The organism is Sporosarcina thermotolerans (assembly GCF_042658975.1).
GTDB classification, from domain to species: Bacteria; Bacillota; Bacilli; order Bacillales_A; family Planococcaceae; genus Sporosarcina; species Sporosarcina thermotolerans.
In genome coordinates, this window is record NZ_JBHSRM010000003.1 from 70,418 (window position 1) to 89,515 (window position 19,098).

17 protein-coding genes are annotated in these 19,098 nt (G+C 44.6%); 2 read left to right on the top strand and 15 right to left on the bottom strand.

The features are described 5' to 3' along the window. Positions 1-13: 13 nt before the first annotated feature. The 3 genes from ACFPZG_RS03260 to ACFPZG_RS03270 all read right to left on the bottom strand — a co-directional run bounded on the left by ACFPZG_RS03260 (position 14) and on the right by ACFPZG_RS03270 (position 3,003). Positions 14-622 (bottom strand): ComF family protein, encoded by a 609-nt coding sequence (locus ACFPZG_RS03260; RefSeq protein WP_317940607.1) that lies wholly within the window; start codon positions 620-622, stop codon positions 14-16. After that, entirely contained in the window at positions 619-1,998 is a 1,380-nt protein-coding gene (locus tag ACFPZG_RS03265; RefSeq protein WP_317940606.1) for a DEAD/DEAH box helicase, read from the bottom strand. The genes ACFPZG_RS03260 and ACFPZG_RS03265 overlap by 4 nt, the downstream gene beginning before the upstream one ends. Before the next feature lie 159 nt (positions 1,999-2,157). Beyond that, positions 2,158-3,003 (bottom strand): DegV family protein, encoded by an 846-nt coding sequence (locus ACFPZG_RS03270; protein WP_317940605.1) that lies wholly within the window; start codon positions 3,001-3,003, stop codon positions 2,158-2,160. A 310-nt stretch (positions 3,004-3,313) separates the two neighbouring features. Between ACFPZG_RS03270 and ACFPZG_RS03275 the strand changes: the two genes are divergently transcribed. Continuing rightward, on the top strand, positions 3,314-4,090 hold the full coding sequence (locus tag ACFPZG_RS03275) for an enoyl-CoA hydratase-related protein (protein WP_317940604.1): 777 nt from the start codon (positions 3,314-3,316) through the stop codon (positions 4,088-4,090). Between the two features lie 181 nt (positions 4,091-4,271). Here ACFPZG_RS03275 and ACFPZG_RS03280 read toward each other — a convergent pair whose 3' ends face one another. From ACFPZG_RS03280 to ACFPZG_RS03310, 7 genes are all read right to left on the bottom strand, one after another. Next, positions 4,272-4,919, bottom strand: coding sequence for a TetR/AcrR family transcriptional regulator (locus ACFPZG_RS03280; RefSeq protein WP_283732671.1), 648 nt, complete (start codon positions 4,917-4,919; stop codon positions 4,272-4,274). A gap of 10 nt (positions 4,920-4,929) precedes the next feature. Next, positions 4,930-5,955 (bottom strand): ABC transporter permease, encoded by a 1,026-nt coding sequence (locus ACFPZG_RS03285; protein ID WP_317940603.1) that lies wholly within the window; start codon positions 5,953-5,955, stop codon positions 4,930-4,932. Then, on the bottom strand, positions 5,952-6,683 hold the full coding sequence (locus tag ACFPZG_RS03290) for an ABC transporter ATP-binding protein (RefSeq protein ID WP_283732672.1): 732 nt from the start codon (positions 6,681-6,683) through the stop codon (positions 5,952-5,954). The genes ACFPZG_RS03285 and ACFPZG_RS03290 overlap by 4 nt, the downstream gene beginning before the upstream one ends. Before the next feature lie 203 nt (positions 6,684-6,886). After that, positions 6,887-7,423, bottom strand: coding sequence for an SF0329 family protein (locus ACFPZG_RS03295; protein ID WP_283732673.1), 537 nt, complete (start codon positions 7,421-7,423; stop codon positions 6,887-6,889). After that, positions 7,420-7,965 carry a GNAT family N-acetyltransferase gene (locus tag ACFPZG_RS03300; protein ID WP_317940602.1) on the bottom strand — a complete coding sequence of 182 codons (546 nt, stop codon included), beginning with the start codon at positions 7,963-7,965 and terminating at the stop codon, positions 7,420-7,422. Before ACFPZG_RS03300 ends, ACFPZG_RS03295 begins: the two co-directional genes overlap by 4 nt. A 16-nt stretch (positions 7,966-7,981) precedes the next feature. After that, positions 7,982-9,952, bottom strand: coding sequence for a S9 family peptidase (locus ACFPZG_RS03305; RefSeq protein ID WP_317940601.1), 1,971 nt, complete (start codon positions 9,950-9,952; stop codon positions 7,982-7,984). A 77-nt stretch (positions 9,953-10,029) separates the two neighbouring features. Next, positions 10,030-11,115 carry a citrate synthase/methylcitrate synthase gene (locus tag ACFPZG_RS03310; RefSeq protein ID WP_283732674.1) on the bottom strand — a complete coding sequence of 362 codons (1,086 nt, stop codon included), beginning with the start codon at positions 11,113-11,115 and terminating at the stop codon, positions 10,030-10,032. Between the two features lie 104 nt (positions 11,116-11,219). On the opposite strand from ACFPZG_RS03310, the gene ACFPZG_RS03315 reads away from it, so the two are divergent. Beyond that, entirely contained in the window at positions 11,220-12,101 is an 882-nt protein-coding gene (locus ACFPZG_RS03315) for a LysR family transcriptional regulator (RefSeq protein WP_283732675.1), read from the top strand. A 389-nt stretch (positions 12,102-12,490) separates the two neighbouring features. Here the strand turns inward: ACFPZG_RS03315 and ACFPZG_RS03320 are convergent, their stop codons facing one another. The 5 genes from ACFPZG_RS03320 to ACFPZG_RS03340 form a co-directional block, all read right to left on the bottom strand. Then, a complete protein-coding gene (locus tag ACFPZG_RS03320) occupies positions 12,491-14,044 on the bottom strand; it encodes a fatty acid--CoA ligase family protein (protein ID WP_317940600.1) in 1,554 nt (517 codons plus the stop codon). A 189-nt stretch (positions 14,045-14,233) separates the two neighbouring features. Further along, positions 14,234-16,159, bottom strand: a complete 1,926-nt coding sequence (locus ACFPZG_RS03325) for an ABC transporter permease (protein ID WP_317940599.1) — start codon at positions 16,157-16,159, stop codon at positions 14,234-14,236. A 33-nt stretch (positions 16,160-16,192) separates the two neighbouring features. Beyond that, the gene (locus ACFPZG_RS03330; RefSeq protein WP_283732678.1) at positions 16,193-16,960 is read right to left on the bottom strand and encodes an ABC transporter ATP-binding protein; all 768 of its coding nucleotides are present in this window, start codon (positions 16,958-16,960) and stop codon (positions 16,193-16,195) included. After that, positions 16,911-17,963 (bottom strand): sensor histidine kinase, encoded by a 1,053-nt coding sequence (locus ACFPZG_RS03335; protein ID WP_283732679.1) that lies wholly within the window; start codon positions 17,961-17,963, stop codon positions 16,911-16,913. The genes ACFPZG_RS03330 and ACFPZG_RS03335 overlap by 50 nt, the downstream gene beginning before the upstream one ends. Further along, positions 17,960-18,664, bottom strand: a complete 705-nt coding sequence (locus ACFPZG_RS03340; RefSeq protein WP_283732680.1) for a response regulator transcription factor — start codon at positions 18,662-18,664, stop codon at positions 17,960-17,962. The genes ACFPZG_RS03335 and ACFPZG_RS03340 overlap by 4 nt, the downstream gene beginning before the upstream one ends. Positions 18,665-19,098: the final 434 nt, after the last annotated feature.

Here is a 19,098-nt window from a genome sequence, read left to right on the forward strand (position 1 = left end):
ATGTTTTTTTCTCCTATCTTTCTGCACGTATGAGCGTGACCGCTTCCACTCTTTCAGCACCTGCTTCAAGTAAAGCGGTGGCTGCATGTTGGAGTGTCGTGCCGGTTGTGTATATATCGTCGACAAGTATATATGTAGTTTGTTGGATGACTGTACCTTCTTTGATTGAAAATAAATGGCGCATCGCAAGCCGTTCTTCCCTCGTCTTCTCCCCCATCACTTCGGTGTTCGTTTTTACGAGCAAGTCTTCGAAAGGGATGTTCGCCGCATGCAACAGCTCTTCGACATGTGAAAAAGTTCTTTCAATTTTTTTATCTAAATGCATTGGGATCGGCACAATAATTGCGTTTTTCCGTTTGAGTTCATTTCTTAACTCATTCGCAAAGACGCCAGAGAGTGCGACATCTTGGAGGAATTTGTATTGATGGAGATATTCGCGCATTGCTTCATTGTACGTATAAAGGGATTTGACGTGATGTAGAACATCCCCTCTCTCACTAGTATCGACACGTTCGAAGCTATTTGAACAGATTTCGCATATTAATAAAGTCTTTTCGATGGCAAGGAGAGATTGCCAGCTTGGTGTACTCGCAAGTTTTTGTTCACAAAGGAGACAGTTCATTTTTGGGGACCTCCTTTATTCAACTTCATAATTTCGTTTTTCGCGTCATCCATCGCGTAGGTGATTCCGTTATGGAAGAACGTGAAATCGCCTGTCGGGAATTCTGCTGAACGTCCGACTCGACCACCGATCTGAATAAGGGCGCCTTTATCGAAGATTTGCTGTTCCGCTCCAACTACTGCTACTTGGACGTTCGGGATTGTTATCCCCCGTTCAAGGATGGTAGTCGTCAATAGGCCAGGAAGTTCTTTATTCCGAAGTGCCTGTACGTGTTCCTTCCTGTCTGGATGCGATGCATGGACGGATTGGATATGTGGATTGAGTAGTTGGAATAAAGGCCTTGCTTCCTCCATTAAGCCGATATGATGGAAGAATATCAGGAATGGTTCATTTTTCGTGAACCTTTGCTTAGTCCATTGTACCAGTTTTTTTGGAAGTTTTCCTTTACGTATTTGTTTTTCATAGTTCCAAAGGGATTCATACGTCGGAACGGGTAATGGATGGCCATGATAGCGACGATTAATAGTAGAGATGGAACCCGATCGTTTCATGTTGGAAATGAGCTTATCTGAGGGGGTTGCCGTAACGTAATGGGCAGGAGCACCGGGTTTCAATGCTTTTTGGACGGCTCTTTGCAGCGTTTCATCTGCCTTATATGGGAAGGCATCCGCTTCATCGACGAAGATGGCATCAAAGGCATGTTGGAATCTGTATAGCTGATGAGTCGTGGCAAGCACAAGCTGGGACGCTTCCATCGTTGGTTTCGCGCCGCCGTATAATGCTTCGATTTTCGAATGCGGAAACGCTGTGCGCAGACGTGGTTCGAGTTCGAGAATGACATCAACTCTTGGAGCCGCGATGCAGACACGCTTTCCTTCGGATAAAAGCTTATGGATTGGCGGGAATAAAATTTCCGTTTTCCCCGCTCCGCAAACTGCGTAAATGAGATGGGAAATTTGCTGTTCCTGGCTTCTGATAAGATCCTCAGATGCCTTTTGCTGATGCGGCGTAAGTTTCCCTTGCCAAGCCAAAGTGTGGTTTGTCGGGTATTCAGGTTTATCACCGCTCCAGACGACCAATTCCGTGCATGAGGAAACTCGCCCCATTTTGAGGCAGTGCCTGCAATATGTACAAGGTCCTTCGCATTTGGCACAGTTAAATGTTGTGAAAAGGGCCGGATTATTATTTTCGCATCGGTTGCAGAAATGCTGTTTTTGATTCATGAATGAAGGTTTTGTTTGGATGCCTTCGATAATCTGAATATGACCCATTTCGATCTGTGCGGTTATTTCTTCAGGTGGAAAAGGGGTGTGCATGCGCAACCAAATACGACCATGCAGGAAATCCCTGATTGCCGAATTGAAAGGCTTTGTCATGTGTACACCCCTTTTCTTATTATTATTGATGTATGATTGCGTTTATGCGTAATTGAGTCCTTTTATGCGTTTCTGGCCCGATTTATGCGGTTTTTCAACGCTTTATGCGTATTTACGGCATTTTATGCTTACTTTCAGCAATTTATGCGTTTATTCACATTAAGCCTTCCGTTTCACCCATCCGAGTCCCATTGATCCTTCGCCTAAATGTGTGCCGATCACGGGGCCGAAATGGCTAATTGTGAATTCGACGTCAGGTAAGAGTTCTGACAGTTCTTCTTTCCAAGCTTCTGCCTCTTCCGGACGGTTTGCATGGATGATTGCCGCTTCAAGGGGCATTTTCCCCGCGTCTTCCGCAAGCATGTCCGCGATTCGTTTCATTGCTTTTTTACGTGTTCGGATCTTTTCGAATGGCACAATCACTTTGTCGTGGAAATGAAGGATCGGTTTAACTTGGAGCAGTCCCCCAATCAATGCTTGCGCACCGGATAACCTTCCGCCACGTTGTAAATGCGCGAGATCGTCCACCATGAAATAAGCACGCATCGTCTTTTTCATTTCATTAAGCTCCGCCATAATTTCATCTGGCGTAGCGCCTTCCTTAGCCATTTTGGCGGCTCTGATTACATAGAATCCTTGAAGATAACATGACAATTCGGAGTCGAATGCGCGCACATCCACGCCCTCTGTCATTTCTCCAGCCTGTACTGCTCCTGCGAAAGTTCCGCTAATTCCGCTTGATAGATGGATTGAAATGATTGTCTCATGGTCCTTTTTCAATGAGTCGAACAACTGTGCGAATTTCCCGACAGGTGGCTGGGAAGTTTTTGGAAGCGGTCCGTCACCACGTACCTTATCGTAGAATTCCGCCGACTTTAGGTCGACTTCCTCTTCATATGCTTGTCCATCGATTGTCACCGTCAAAGGGATGACGTTGATATCCAATTCTTTTACTATGTTAGAAGGCAAATATGCCGTACTATCCGTAACTATTGCTGTGTTCACTTGTATCACTCCCGAATAACATTCTACTCGAAACAAGCAGAAAGAACAAAAGCTGAGGGCGCTTGCCCAACTGCGACAGGCATAAGGCGAAGATGCGTAGTGGCGTTTTTTGCCACAGAGCAGCTTTGACTTATGACCCGAGCAGTTAGCGCCCGAAGCTGGATGGGACAAAAGCTTAGAGCGGCTCGAAGAATGTCGAATTTACCTCCAGCTAATACTACGAGTATACTAATTTTTTAGTTACTTTCATAGCGACATCTACTAATAAATGATATGTTTGTAGTAAGTTTTTACAAATGGGGGTTTTAAAATGGATACGCTTTTATATGAACAAGAGGGGCATATTGCGCGTGTGACGCTTCATAGACCGGATGCGATGAATGCATTTAATTACGATATGCTGTCTGAACTTGGAATGGTTGTCGAGTCAATTCGCATTAATCCTGATATCCGTGTCGTTATTTTTACGGGGGCGGGAGTTCGTGCGTTCAGTGTGGGGGCTGATTTGAAGGAACGGAAGCTGTTGACCGATGAGCAGGTGAAGCGCAATATTTACAAAATTGGTGAAGTGTTTACGATGATTGAAAACTTACCTCAGCCAACGATTGCGGTATTGAACGGATATGCATTCGGTGGGGGCATGGAGCTTGCCCTATCTTGCGATTTCAGGTTTGCGGTCGATACGGCAGTCATGGGATTGACGGAAACGGGACTTGCAATTATTCCGGGAGCTGGCGGAACGCAGCGCTTGCCAAGATTGATTGGCGAAGCAAAAGCGCTTGAGCTCATTTTGACGGCAAGAAGGTTGGATTCGAAATCGGCATTGCAATATGGTATTTTGACTTATGTTGCTTCTGCTGCGGACATGATAGAGTTGTTGGACCGATTCACAGGTGAATTGCTTGGCAATGGACCAATTGCGTTACAGCAGGCGAAATTTGCTATCAAGCATGGGATGAATGCGGATTTACAGACTGGACTTGCGATTGAGCGCAAGGCGTATGAGATTACGATTCCGACGGAGGATCGACTTGAGGCGCTTGCTGCGTTTGCGGAGAAGCGGAATCCGGAGTTTAAAGGGAAGTAATTTTAGATAGATAACGGGTAGGTATAGGGATTTTCCTATTCCTACCCGTTTTTGTATTGCGGATTTATGCGTGTTTGGGAGATGTTATGGACTTTTGAATACATTTATGCGTTTTTGTAAGGATTTATGCGCTTTTGCAAGGATTTATGCGTTTATTGATTGATTTCCATTAAGAAATTACTCAATTCTCTGCTGTTAGTCCTTTCATAAGGAATGTGATCATTTGATTTATCTCTTCTACATCATTCCAGTTCGCGCCAATGACGTGTTTTGTGACGAAATAGCCCATGATTGTGGAAGCGGTGAGGCGGATGACCGTCGTTGGAGGCATGTTGGTGATCTGCCCCTTTATTTGGTAATGCTCCACGATTTGAGTGAAGCGTCCGAGGACTTTTTTTCCGACGTGTTCGATGAATTGCTCCCTTAATTCGTAATGGAACGGAATTTCCTGGAGGAAGATCTGGACGACTTTCAGGTTTTTCTCAAGGAATTCCTGCCTGTTTTTTATCATGGCACGTAGGAAATCTTCGAAGTGCTCGAATTCCTTATCTAACACTTTGTTCAAGTCTTTGATGATGAATGGTGCCAGCATTTTGACCATCATTGGGGTGACGATGGAAAGTAACAGTTCTTTTTTCGTTTTGTAATGGCGGAAAATGGTGCCTTCAGCGACACCCGCTTTTTTGGCGATTTCATTTGTCGATGTAGCAGCGAAGCCTTTTTCCGCGAACATTTCGGTAGCTGCAACGAGGATTTGCTTTTGTTTTTCTGTTAGGCTTTCGTCTTCCTGCAGCATTTCTTCAAGTAGATGTTTATTTTGTTCAGTCATGATGGACTCCTTATATTTTACGATATTTTCGTAGGACCATAATATTTACGGCGATGAACAATAGACAGAATCCTAATAGAGCAAGCAAATTCGGATAGATGTCGCCCCACCCATATCCCCTTACCATGACGTCGCGGAGTGCTTCAGCGGCGTAATAAAGAGGGGTCAGAATACCGATCCAGCTTAGCCATTCGGCAATCGTCTCTAAGTTGAATAGGCCCGAGAAAAAGACTTGCGGGACGACAACAATCGGGATGAATTGCATCATTTGCAGTTCATTATGTGCGAATGAAGAAAGTAGGATGCCAAGCGTGAGTGCTGTCAATGCAAGCATCAGGATGATCAGCAGCACATAAAAAAATGCCCCCTCCATCACCATGTCTAATACGTAAATTGCATATGCTGTTATGATTGTTGACTGGATCATCGTGAAAAGTCCAAAGCCGATAACGTATCCAGCGACGATTTCCCATTTCTTGAGCGGACTTGCGAGCAGCCTTTCAAGTGTGCCAGTTGTGCGTTCACGTAGGAATGAAACGCCTGCGATTAGGAAAACGAAAAAGAATACGAAAAATCCAAGGAGAACCGGACCGAAATAATCGAACTGCCCCATGTCGCTTGAGCCATGCAAATAGTGGATATTCAAATTGCTTTCTTCTACGTGCGAAGGTATCGGCAAAGCGTTTTGAAGCCATCTCATCGTAGCTCCTGTGACACTCGGGTCACTTCCTTCAAGGACGATGGTCGGTGACATTCCCTCGATTTTCAAGTAACCGTCCAACTCCTGAGCGGCAAGTTTTTCTTTCGCTTCATTCTCATTGCTGAAAGTTTTCACTTCCGCACCACTTGTATCGATTTGATCCACAAGTATCTCCGGGACATCGACCAATCCAATCTTAGGGATGTAATCGGAACCATTGAAGACAAAATACAGCATTGTCAAAACCAATATAGGTGCAAAGATAAGCAGCCCGATTGTCCGTTTATCTCTGACAAGTTGACGAAGAATCCTTTTTACCAGTGCCATCACTCTCATCGTTCAACACCTCCGAAAACAAGGAATGCCTCTTCGATTGTTGCTGTATTTGTCTGCTTTTTCAGCTCTTCAGGCGTGCCGACCGCGATTAATTTCCCGTCACGCATTAACCCAAGGCGATCGCATTTATCGGCCTCATCCATTACATGCGTTGTGACGATAAGTGTTTTGCCTTGTGCTTTCAAATCAGTGAATGCTTTCCAAATGCTTTTTCGTAGGACAGGGTCGATGCCAACAGTCGGCTCGTCAAGGATCAACAATTCAGGTTCATGAAGTAGCGCAATGGCAAGCGATAATCTTCTTTTCATCCCTCCGGAATAATTGGACACTAATTTTGTGACGTCTCCGGAAAGCTTGACGAGTTCCATCACTTCCTTGATACGCTGCGATTGTTTCTGTCCTTTTAATCCGTATAGTTCGGAGAAGAATTGAAGATTTTCTTTTGCCGATAAGTCTTCGTAAAGGGCGTCCGATTGGGCCATATAACCAATCCGTTTGATCAGTTGCAAGGAAGGCATTTTTTCCTGGAATAAATAATTCTCACCCTTGGTCGGTTCGTCAAGGCCAGCCAATTCCTTCACCAATGTTGTCTTTCCCGCTCCAGATGGACCTAATAAGCCGAAAATTTCCCCTTCATTGATCTCCAGACTAATGTCTTGTAAGACGACATGCTTGCCAAAACTTTTGGAGACATTTCGAATCGAGACGCAAGCTTGCTTTTCATTCATGGAAAGTCACCTCTTTCTACAGTGAGTGATTACTCACTTTAGATTAATAGATAATAAGAAGATTGTAAAGTGAGTAATCACTCATTTCCGTTAATTAAATGTGGTCAAGTTACCCTGCGCAAGTTTCACCTTCCTAAAATATAGAAGATAATATGGAACAACAAAAATCCTCCCGATTTCAGGAGGATTTTTGTCTATTCATATCAACCTTCTATTTCATCGCGAAGTTTATAAAAACTACGGACAATCTCTTTTTCATCTGTTACATTAATATCCTTCCGCCTTCGCTTCCCAAGTCTCCGATCGAATAAGGCAATTGCCCGAATGAAAGGATGCTCATGGGTAAGCGCTTTGTCAAAGGGCATGTGGATGTAATCAAACAGTAGCCCGATGATTTCACCTGCCGGATATAAGCCACTCTCTCTAACTTCAGTTTCAGCATCATCATACGCTGCGTGAAGCTGTTTAAGTTCATTTGATTCCCACATCTTCCGCCAATCGGAATCCCATTTCAACGGGTCGATCGCCCTTTCTACAGTTAGTTCCTGACCCCGGGATGTGGCTGCGAGGTTATAGGGTATATCGGAAGCGCGAAAAATTTCATCTCCGTCAAATGTTATGCGAAAAGTGCCTGTTTGGTCATGGCTTTTCCGATGGATAATCCAATGGTATTGGACTCTCCCCTGAAGCGGTTCACATAGAAATCCTTCCGCCAATTGCTTTAACTTCGACCATCTCATTTCGCTTTATGCTCTTCCCACTCTTCTCGCAACACGCCCATACGGATGGAGTCGTAGTAGACACCGTTCCAGAAACGTACTTTGCGGATACGCGCTTCCATTGTCATGCCTAATTTTTCAGCTACTCGGATCATCCTCATGTTCCCGGACCAAGTCGTAAGACCGACGCGGACAAGCGGCATTTCATTGAATAAATGATCGATCCACATTGTGAGGGCTTTCGTTCCAAAGCCGCCACTCCAATATTTCGGCTCGTATATGAGGATGCCCATTTCGAGCCAAAGGGACGGCTTGTGCTCCCAGTAATAGCTGAGCATGCCGATAAGTTCGCCGTCCACTTCGATACCCCAATAATCATCTTGTGCTATTAATTTGTCTTTACGTTCTAAATAGACTTCATACGACATTGTCATATGCGGATAATAAGGAGCATCCCATTTCTTCCATTCTGGATTTTCCTCTTTGAAAGTAAGTTCCCACATACGTCGCAAGTCATCTTCTTTAATAGGGCGAATGGTTACGCCTTCAAGTGTATACGTCAAACTGTGTCCTCCGAAATTATAGGTATTTCGCGAACCAGCCCGTCATCTCATTTAGTCTTTCGATTCGCAGATTCGGTGCACCGGTCCGCGATAGATTATGGTCTGCATCAGGGAATCTGACGAATTCCGTCTCTTTCCCCATGCTCTTTAACGTAATATAAAGCTGTTCAGCCTGTTCAATCGGGCAACGGAAATCTCTTTCAGAGTGGAGGATCAATAATGGAGTCTCCACATTTTCCGCATATTTCAACGGAGAATGCTTCCATAATGTCTCTACATCCTTCATATCCGCCGCGATTTGCCATTCGCTGAAGTAATATCCGATATCGGAAACACCGAAGAAGCTGATCCAGTTACAGATCGAACGTTGTGTAACTGCTGCTTTGAAACGGTTCGTATGGCCGACAATCCAGTTCGTCATGAATCCGCCATAGCTGCCACCTGTCACGCCGAGACGGTCTGCGTCAATCCAAACATTCTCGGAAAGTGCAGAGTCGACAGCTGCCATGATGTCCTCATAGTCGCCGCCACCGTAATCACCACGTACAGCGTCAACGAATTCTTGGCTGTACCCATGGCTCCCGCGTGGGTTGATGTACAGGACACCATATCCACTTGCCGCAAACAGCTGCATTTCATGGAAGAATGTGTTGCCGTACATTGCGTGCGGACCGCCATGGATATTGACGATTAATGGGTATTTCTCCCCTTCTTCGAATCCTGCCGGTTTCATAAGCCAACCATGTACATCCCAATCTTTAGGACCTTTAAACGTTATTGCTTCCGGATGAACAAGCTCTACTTCCTTCAAATAATTATCATTGAATGAAGTGAGAGCTTTCCTTTCTCCGGTTGCAATGGACATTTGATAGATTTCACCAGGATGTACAGGGTCACTAATAGCGACTAACGCAAAATCACCCTCTGCATTCACATCATATCCATAGACATGCTCGTTTTCCGGCGTAGCTGGATACAGCTCTCCTTCAAGTGTTGCGAAATAGAGACGGACATCTCCCATCGTTGAAAGTTGGAAGTACAGGTCATTGTCTTTCGTCCACACGGCGCTTGGTGCGCTTGCCGATTGCTGATGATCCGCGGCAGTATAATCCCCGACAGGTGCATCGATGCTTTCAGTGATATTAATTGTATTGCCCCTTTTCGTGTCGTACACATATAAATGGCCGTGTGAAGCGTTTTGGTATGCACGGTCCGAACCTACGAACGCAATATAATTGTCATCCAATGAAAAGCGTGCGCCACCATAATAGCCCTCTTCTTCAATGATTACCGTTTCTTCCTTCGTTTCCACATTCACCAAAAAGAGTGGCTGACGGAATTCATGGTCCAAGTTTTCCTTCCGGTTCACACCGATGACAAGATGTTGGCCATCATTTGAAACCGCCTGTAATGAATGCTGGAAATTTCCTTCAGTAAATTGAGTGACCTCCTCAGTTTCAAGATTGACGAAACCGATTTGCTTGTATGAATCCTGTGGCAATAAACCGACGCCATCCATTTTGTACTTCATTTTCGTAACGCGTACTGGTTCAGGCTTCTTTTTATCGTTCTTTTCTTCTTTGAAACTGAAGTCCCTGCCTTCTTTTAGCGATGCGTCAAACCAGATTTTTGTACCGCAAGGAGACCATTGGAAGCTTGAAACGCCTTTATCAAAAGACGTTGCTTTTTTTGCTTCTCCACCACGTACAGGCAGAATATACAGCTGATTTTTATCGTCGCGATTCGACAAAAAAGCGATTTGCTTTCCGTCCACTGACCATTTAGGTGAGCTGACACGGTGTTTTCCGTGCGTCCATTGCGTCACTTCGTTTGTAGAAAGGTCAATATGGTACAAGTTTGAAATGTATTTATTATCCTCTTCGTCGATATGCGTTTTGATGAACAGCGCTTCTTTCCCGTCTGGTGATAACTGTGGGTTTGTGACGGATTGTAGTTTAAATAGGTCGTCTACTTGTAGGTTTCTCATATGGAATTCCCCCTTCTTTTTCTATTCTACATATTTCGACACCCGTAACAGTTATCCCTTCTTCATTTTTAAATTTATTAAAATTTATTTCCGACATATAAAGATTGTGGTCGGAAAATGGTGTTATCACCTTGTTGTTCGATTGCATGGGCCGTCCATCCGACAATTCTTGCGGCGCTGAATGCCGGAGTGAACAGTTCAGGCGGCATGTTGATGGCACGCATGATGGCTGCCGCATAGTATTCGACATTTGTGTATAATTCTCTGCCTGGTTTATACGTCTTGAGTAAGTCGATAATTTCTTTTTCGGCTGTCGTCGCAAGATCTAACCACTCATCTTTACCTGCCATGCTTTCACATTTCTTCCTAAGTAGAATTGAGCGCGGATCTTCTGTTTTATAAACCCGATGGCCGAATCCCATAATTCGCTCACCGTTTTTTAATCTTTGCTCGATTACTGGACGGATATTATTTTGAGTACCTATTTCCTCAAGCAGATCGATGACTCCTGAAGGGGCACCTCCATGTAATGGACCTTTCATCGTTCCGAGCGCTGAAGTAACGGCCGCCGTCAAATCGGATTCAGTAGAAATCGTGACCCGCCCAGCGAAAGTAGAGGCATTCATGCCATGCTCCATCGTCAGTTTCAAGTAGGTCTCAAGCGCTTCAACGTGTACATCAGTAGGTTTTTCGTAATTTAGCATCCAGAGGAAATTGGCAGTATGCGAAAGATTTTCGTCCGGCTCAACGATGGGCAATTGATTCACATTCCTGTAATGCCTTGCGATGATAACGGGTAACGCAGCGGTGAGAACAATCGCCTGTTCATCTATCGGTTTTTGCTTGAATTCAACCTGACCATATGCAGAAATTGCGGTCCGGATCGCATCCATTAGTGGAATATCTTTCGGTAGGATATCGATAATGGATGCAATATGCTGTGGAAGTCTTCTGCCTGCTCGCATCTTCGACTTCAATGAATTCAGTTCCTCTTCGTCCGGGAATTTACCATGCCATAAAAGGTAAGCCAATTCTTCGAATGAATGATCCGGGACTAACTCGCCCACTAAAATCCCCCTATATCTGAGCTCCCCCAACTCACCGTCAACTGATGCGATCTTCGTATGGACTGCCACAACATCCTTCAAACCTCTATTAAACATGTTCATTCCTCCTTTTCTTTTAGTATAAAGTAAAGATATAATTAATTAAATTGAATAATTACTATTGACTTAATTAAATTTATTAATCAATCAGGAGGGGTTGAATGGATACTCAATGGCTACGAACATTTATCATAGCGGCAGAAGAACTGAACTTCCGGAAAGCCGCGGAAAAACTGATGCTGTCCCAACCAAGTGTGACTGTACAAATCCGGCTATTGGAAGAGCATTTAGGGATACAGCTTTTTGATCGGATCAATCGACGTGTATCGCTGACTGAGGCAGGAAGATTGTTTTACGATGAGGCAGTAGGATTAATACAGAAGTTAGATGATAGCGTAGATCGAATGCATGCATTTGCGCAAGGATACAGACGGAACTGGACAATTGCAATTTCACCATTAATGGCGGAAACGATTTTGCCATATTTTTTGAGGACCTTCATGGAACGGCACGAGGAAGTCGAATTGACGATTCGAGTTGAGGAGTCGGAATTGATCGAACGCCTTGTCGACAGTGGCGAAGTAAATTTAGGCATTTCAGCACTCGACGCGACACTAAAAAATATTGAATCCCAGCGCATTTACGAGGATCCAATTATCTTTGTCATGCCGACCGACAGCTATGACGAAGAAAGCGGACCACAAATTGATGTAAAAGAGGCATTGATGATTAATTATTTACTTACCCACCATCACCCCGTCTATTGGGATGAATTGCTTTTCACATTAAACAAGCAGATCCCGGGCATTCGGACGATGAAAGTAACGCAAGCCCATATAGCCAAACGGTTCATCCAAGAAGGAATCGGCGTCTCATTCCTCCCCCACTCAATTGTACGCCGTGAATTATTGGAAGGAAGACTCATGAGACCCCACTTCGACCTATTCCCCCTCCCCTCCGTCGCCACTTTCATCCTGTTGAAAAAGAAGGGAGATCTGGAAGAAGAATTCATCCGAGACATCTCCGGATTCTACTTTGGATGAATTACCGATATCGCGGAGAAGAATAGTGTATTATTGTTCTAATAGTCGTGAAAAGTGTTTTTGACAAATTAAGGTTTTAAAAATGTAGCAGATGCGGCGGTTATGCGTGATTGCGGGGGATTTATGAGGTTTTGAATGGATTTATGCGTGAGTTCCGGAGTTTATAAACTTTTGTATGGATTTATGCGTGTTTAGGAGGGTTTATGCGTATTTCGAAGGTGAGATACTATTTTCATGTTAAATACTCTCTATTGATTGAAGCGGAAGGCGGCGACTCCTGCGGGATTTAGCGCGAATGGCGAGACCCCGCAGGTAGCGAAGCGGACGAGGAGGCTCGCCCGCGCCCCGCGGAAAGCGTCCGCCTGAAGCGGAAATCAATGTTTGTACTGTTATTGCTTCACTATATCCTTCAATGACCGTCTAAGAATTTTACCTGTTGTATTCTTAGGCAGTTCACTCAAAAACTCGATCGACTTCGGAACCTTATACTTTGCCAAGCGCTTCGCACAATACGCCTTCAACTTCTCGGCATTTCGTTCTGCGCCTTCCTTCAAAACAACAAAGGCTTGAACTTCATCGCCAAAATCAGCATCCGGCACACCAATCACCGCAGCTTCAACAATATCGCGATGCTCAAACAACACTTCTTCAACTTCACGCGGATACACATTATATCCGCCAACAATAATCATATCCTTCTTGCGGTCTACAATATAGAAATAGCCATTTTCATCCTGTCGCGCCATATCCCCAGTATATAGCCAACCATCGCGGATTGCGGCAGCTGTATCCTCAGGCATCTTATAATAACCCTTCATCACATTCGGCCCTCGGACTACAAGCTCACCTACTTCACCAACCGACACTTCATCCCCGAACTCATCGACGACTTTATTTTCCACATTCACAATACTTCTTCCAATCGAACCCGGTACGCGTTCTCGGTCTAATGGATTGAAGCAAGTGACAGGAGACGCTTCGGAAAGGCCGTATCCTTCCGAAATCCTTACATTGAATTTAGATTCGAAATTTGTTAAAAGCGCCACAGGCAATGAAGCCCCGCCCGAAATAGCTATCCTAATATTTTTAAAATCCTCCGCCGCCCCTTCAGGGAACTGATAAAGGAAATTGAACATCGTCGGAACGCCTGCAAAAATGGTAGCCTGCTGCGCCTTAATTGTTTCAAATACTTCTGCGGGACTGAACTTCGGCAGCAGTAAAATCGTTGCACCTTTTAATAATGGTGCATTGACAACAACTGTAAGCGCGAACACATGAAATACCGGCAATGTCGCAATAACGCGGTCTTCCTCTGAAAAACTTAGGTAATCCGCGGTATCTCGTGCATTCGAATACAAATTCTTATGCGTCAACATCGCGCCTTTCGGATGTCCAGTTGTACCCGATGTGTATAGAATGACAGCGGTTTCATTTTCATCAACTTCAATTGGAGCTTTGTTAGGCCTGTCCTTCGCAAAGAAATGTGTAAACTGGCTCACTTTCTTTCTCACATCTTCCGGTAATTCCGAAATTGAACTTCCGGTTAATGTACTTGTCTCACAAATAATATAATGTTCGATTGTCGGGAACGAGGTAGCAGCCTTTTCGACGAGCGGCAATAGCTGATCAAGCGCAATGACAACCTTCGCATCACTATTATGTAGGATATACGAGATTTCACTTGGTGAATAAATCGGATTGATTGGAATTGCAGTAGCCCCAATCCGCATCGTTGCGTAAAGTGAAACGATGAAATGCGGCGTATTCCCTAATAAAAATGCAACATGGTCTCCCTTTTTAACCCCTAAATCTTCAAGTCCTTGAGCAAACGTGGACACATGCTTGTCGAACTCGCCGTATTTCGTATCTTTGCCCATGAAATGATAAGCCGTCTTTTCCGGCTTCAGTTTCGATGTTTCATAAACCTGTGTGACCAAATTCATACATAACATCCCCTTTTCCCAAAAAATGAACAACCATTCATAATTCTCTCTATTATTATATAAGAAAAGTTTATAGTTAACAATGATTTTTGAAAATCTACTCAAATAGTAATAGTCCGAATGCTAAAAGCGTATTCTTTATTTCGGAAAATTAGTAAAGAAAAACATCGAGCCCATGCCTTTTCAGCATCAGCTCGATGTTCGGATATGCGCAAGATAGCGCCAGCGGATCAGATAGAAATAGATGACCTGTAAAATTGTAAACCCAAGCAAGACGAAGATTAGTTCACGCACAATCGAAATCTCGGCGAGTGCATCCCAAATGACTTGCAATGTTAAAAATGCAAAGGAACTATGCAACAGCGCCACTCCCCAAGGGACAAAGAATTGTGGAATAAGCTGTCGATTGATGATTTTCTTGAACTCCCTATCGGTAATGCCCATACGCCGCAGCACATCGAATTGCTTCCGGTCACTGTCAAGGGAAGTGTACAACCTGAAGTAAATAAAACTTCCCGCAGCAAGTAGAAATACTCCTGCTAACAATAAACCGATGAAAAGCAATAAGGTGAATGTTGTCCGTATGATGGAATAGTTCCGCCCTGGATTATCAAACGTGTAATTAAGTTCATGGGATGTTCCCGCCAAAATCGATTCCGTCATCGAATGCTCAATCGTCATGCCGATATTCTTCGTCATCTGCCACTCCGGGATGTCGAAAGCATGATAAACAACCGATGGAGTTTTAACGAAAGCGGCAATCCGGTCAAAATCCGTATCATTCAAAATGATTGCATTCGTTCCAATCGCATGTGCCGGGAATAATTGGTGAGGGTACGCGCCGTTGATCCGTATGGAAACTCCGCTTTCCTCCAATACCGTTTCGACAATTTGACTGTTCAATTGCTCGAATGTAGAAATCGTCGGTGGCAGGAATAGTGCCTCTCCTTCGTCCAATTCAAACGCTGTATTGCCAAAAGCCGTCGCTAACTCATTAATACTTGAGAGTTTAACGATGGATACTGTGAATTCCGTATAGGAAGAGCGTTGTTTCAAGACTGGAAAATCTACATATGTGTACTCAAGCCCATTTCTCCTTAATTCATCACGAAGCCGTTTAATGTTCTGTTCCTCCATCTTGTCACCCGGATAGCTGACATAGACAAGGCCAAGAGGGTTCACTTCCCGGTACTGCGAGGCGAATGAAGTTAATGAAGCAAGAATACCTACCGACATGAACGCGACCGTAGATACGATTGTGACGATGAAAAACATCCTCGCATTTTCCTTCAAACGGATTACCCCTTCGGATATGGCCAACAACCGGAAGTGACGCCAATACAATTCCTTCCTCCCTTTGAAAAGATGAAGAAGGAATGGCAAGGAATCCGTAAAAAAGAAATACGTTCCAAGTGTTGCAAGTGGTGGTAGAAGGAAAATGAGCCCGATGACAATATTATTGGATGTAAGTGAAGCCAACGTATAGGAAAGCACTAAAAGGATTAATCCAAGAGAACCACGGATTTTCGAAAAGCCTTCCTTTTCTTTTCCACTGCCGTCCCCGCGGATTAGTTCATGCAATCCGTCAGTCCGGATGAATACGGGAGCGACAAGCGAAATGATGATGAAAAGGCTAAAAAATGCACCTACGGTTAATGCAAATGGTTCCCATGATAAATACAATGGCAACGCAGGCAATAGGACAATCCGTTTAACGACCATGAAGAAAAACTTCGAGAACATATACCCTAAAAACGTCCCCACTCCGATTGAGCCCGCACCAATCAATATCGTCTCGATGAAAATGAGCCGATGCAATTGCCGTTTTTCCATACCTAAATGAAGGAGGATGCCAAACTCCTTCGTCCTCGCCTGCAAAAATGCACGCATCGAATAAAACAAGAAAAACATTGTAAATATGTAAAGGATGAGTTCCGCTGCACCCATGCCCAACAACGCAATATCCCGTAAGGAGCCCCCCTCAATGGATGGATGGAAAAGCAGCATGGAATAAAGGAAAAAAACCATTACCGAAAAAACACTCGCCATGAAAAAGGCCGCGTAAATTCGCCGATTCCGCACAACATTCCGATAGGCAAACTGGCGAAACGTCATGCAGCAGACCTCCCTATTTGGAATGAATCACATCTATCGCAAATCATGGACATTTCCTCCAAGCAAACTAAGCACATTCAATATCCGTTGGAAAAACGTCTGTCGTCTTTCATCCTTATAAATTTCATTGAAAATCTCCCCATCCTTGATGAACAACACACGATCGCAATAGCTTGCTGCAATCGGATCATGCGTCACCATAATGATAGTCGTCCCCTCGGTTTGATTGATATGGCTGAGCAATTCCAATACTTCCTTTGCAGATTTGGAATCAAGGTTCCCTGTCGGTTCGTCCGCAAGGATAAGTTTCGGTTTATGGATTAGCGCTCTGCCGACAGCTGTCCGCTGCGCTTGTCCGCCTGATAACTCATCCGGTCGGCGATTAAGAATTTCAGTTAATGTGAGTTGATCTGCCAATCGAGCGATCCGTCTTTTCATTTCCGAAATAGGCAGCCCATCCAATGTGAGAGGCAGAACAATGTTCTCTTCAACAGTCAGCATTTGGAGCAAATTGATGTCCTGGAAGACAAAGCCGAAATTACGTCTCCTGAAGAGCGCCAATTCATTGCCATTCAACGACTCGGGCTCAATTCCGTCGATTAGGACCTGTCCGTAAGTGGGCATATCGATTGTCGAAATGATGTTCAACAATGTCGTTTTGCCACTGCCGGACGGCCCCATAATTGCGATGAATTCCCCTTCGTCCGCTTCGAAATCCAGCCGGTTTAGCGCACGATGGATCACCTTACCTTCATAGATTTTCGTTATCTGCTTCAGTTTTAGGATTGCGTTCTTCGGCATCCGCCTCACCCATCTCTCCATTTGTAAACAAGATCTTCACAGCCGTACCTTTTCCAACTTCCGATTTAATCGCCAATGGGTGTCCTAACTTCCCGCACACTTCATCTGCAATATAAAGGCCCATCCCTGTCGACTCACCCGTGAGCCTTCCGTTCTCACCAGTAAAAAACGCCCTTGTCACCCGCTTCAGATCGGATGCCGGGATGCCTACCCCTTCGTCACGTATCGTCAATTCAAATCCTTTTTTCGTATGCTCCGCGGATAAATACACTCGCTTTCCTTCGCCGAACGTATATTTCACAGCATTTGTGATGAATTGCCCGATGACGATCTTCATCCATTTCGGATCGGTCGCAACGACCAACCGCTCATCGATTGAAATAACCGGAAACACACCGTTTGTAATGAACAACCGCTTATGATCCGTCACAATTTGTTGGGTAAGACTTTTCAAACCGACCCGTTCGATATGCATATCTTCTTCGAACGTCCCAAGCCTTGCATTGACAAGCACAGCATCCAGCCCGCGTTGTATTTTATCCACTTCTTCCCGGACACTTCTTTTATCAAGCTCCCCTTCTTCTTGAAGGAGTAAATTAATGACAGAAATCGGCGTCTTCATCTGATGCACCCATTGATTCATGAAATTGAGTTGCCGATGCTGTGTCGCATAAAGGGTCTGCACTTCATTCTGGTGCAGACTATACAAATCACGCATAAAATCCGAAGACCTTTTCTGTTCAGACGTTCGCACATTCCTGATGAGCGCATCCTCCATCTTCGTCGGTTTGCGGATAATCGCATTGTAATACGATCTTCTTGTGATGAATTTCGCCCCAAGGAATGCACCTAACAACAGCATGCTGATGATGATCGAGTAGATCATCGTGTTGATGCCGGTGAATCCATCCAGCCAATACAAAACGATTATGAACGATATAAGGAACATTTCGAAGATGACCCATGACAAGTATTCATTTATGAATAAACGGATCTGCCTCATGATTCCTCCGGCGCCGCTAATAGCCGATAGCCCGAGCCACGAACTGTCTCAATAGTCGACTTCACACCATAATCAGTGAGTTTCTTCCGCACACGCGTCATATTCACATTCAACGTATTCTCATCGACAAAAGACTGATCATCCCATAACTCCTCAAGAAGCGTCTCGCGCGACACCACTTTCGGCGACGCCTCCATTAGCAGTTCAAGAATGATGGCTTCTTTTTTCTGAAGCGGAATCGCCTCATCACGTAAATGAAGTTCCATCCGTTCGATGAACAACTCAAGCGCACCTAACTTCACAGTCCGCTCCCCCTGACTCGGCGCATACTCCCCGAACGCCCTTCTCAAATGACTCCTGATCTTCGCAAGGACGATCTCGTAATGAAAAGGTTTCGTAATGAAATCATCCCCACCATTCTCAAGCGCAAACACTTGATCCATATCCCCGGATCGAGCCGAAATATAAATGATCGGGCATCGTGTATGCTGCCGCAATTGACGGCACCAATAATACCCATCATAAGAAGGCAAATTTATATCAAGCAAAATCAAATGCGGATCAAACGCCAAACACTCCGTGTCCACATTATCAAAATCCTCCACAATCGCCACATCATACTGATACTTCCGAAGCGTCTCCGCCAATAAATGTGAGATTTTCTTATCATCTTCCACAATAAAAATACGGTGATTCGCCAATGCCAATTCCCCCCTTACTAGTTCCTATATTATATCGTATCATTGAAAAATTCGCTCGGCATCAGTGATCACAATCGCCCAGGGGCGGTTATCACCACTTGGGTGGAGTTTATCACCGCTTAGAGGAAGTTTATCACCGCTTAGGCAGACTTTATCACCACTTAGAGGAAGTTTATCACCGCTTAAGCAGGAGTTATCACCGACTCTTGGAGCGTTATCACCGACTTGGGGGAGTTTATCACCGACTCTTGCCACTTTATCACCGAATCACTCAAATACACCCGTTTTCCACCTGAAAAGTTGCACTTCACTTAGAAACGCGCACCAATGAAAATGCATTACCACCGACTTTTGGGGCGTTATCACCGACTCTCGGCCTGTTATCACCGACTCTGGGGAGTTTATCACCGACTCTCCGCAGTTTATCACCGACT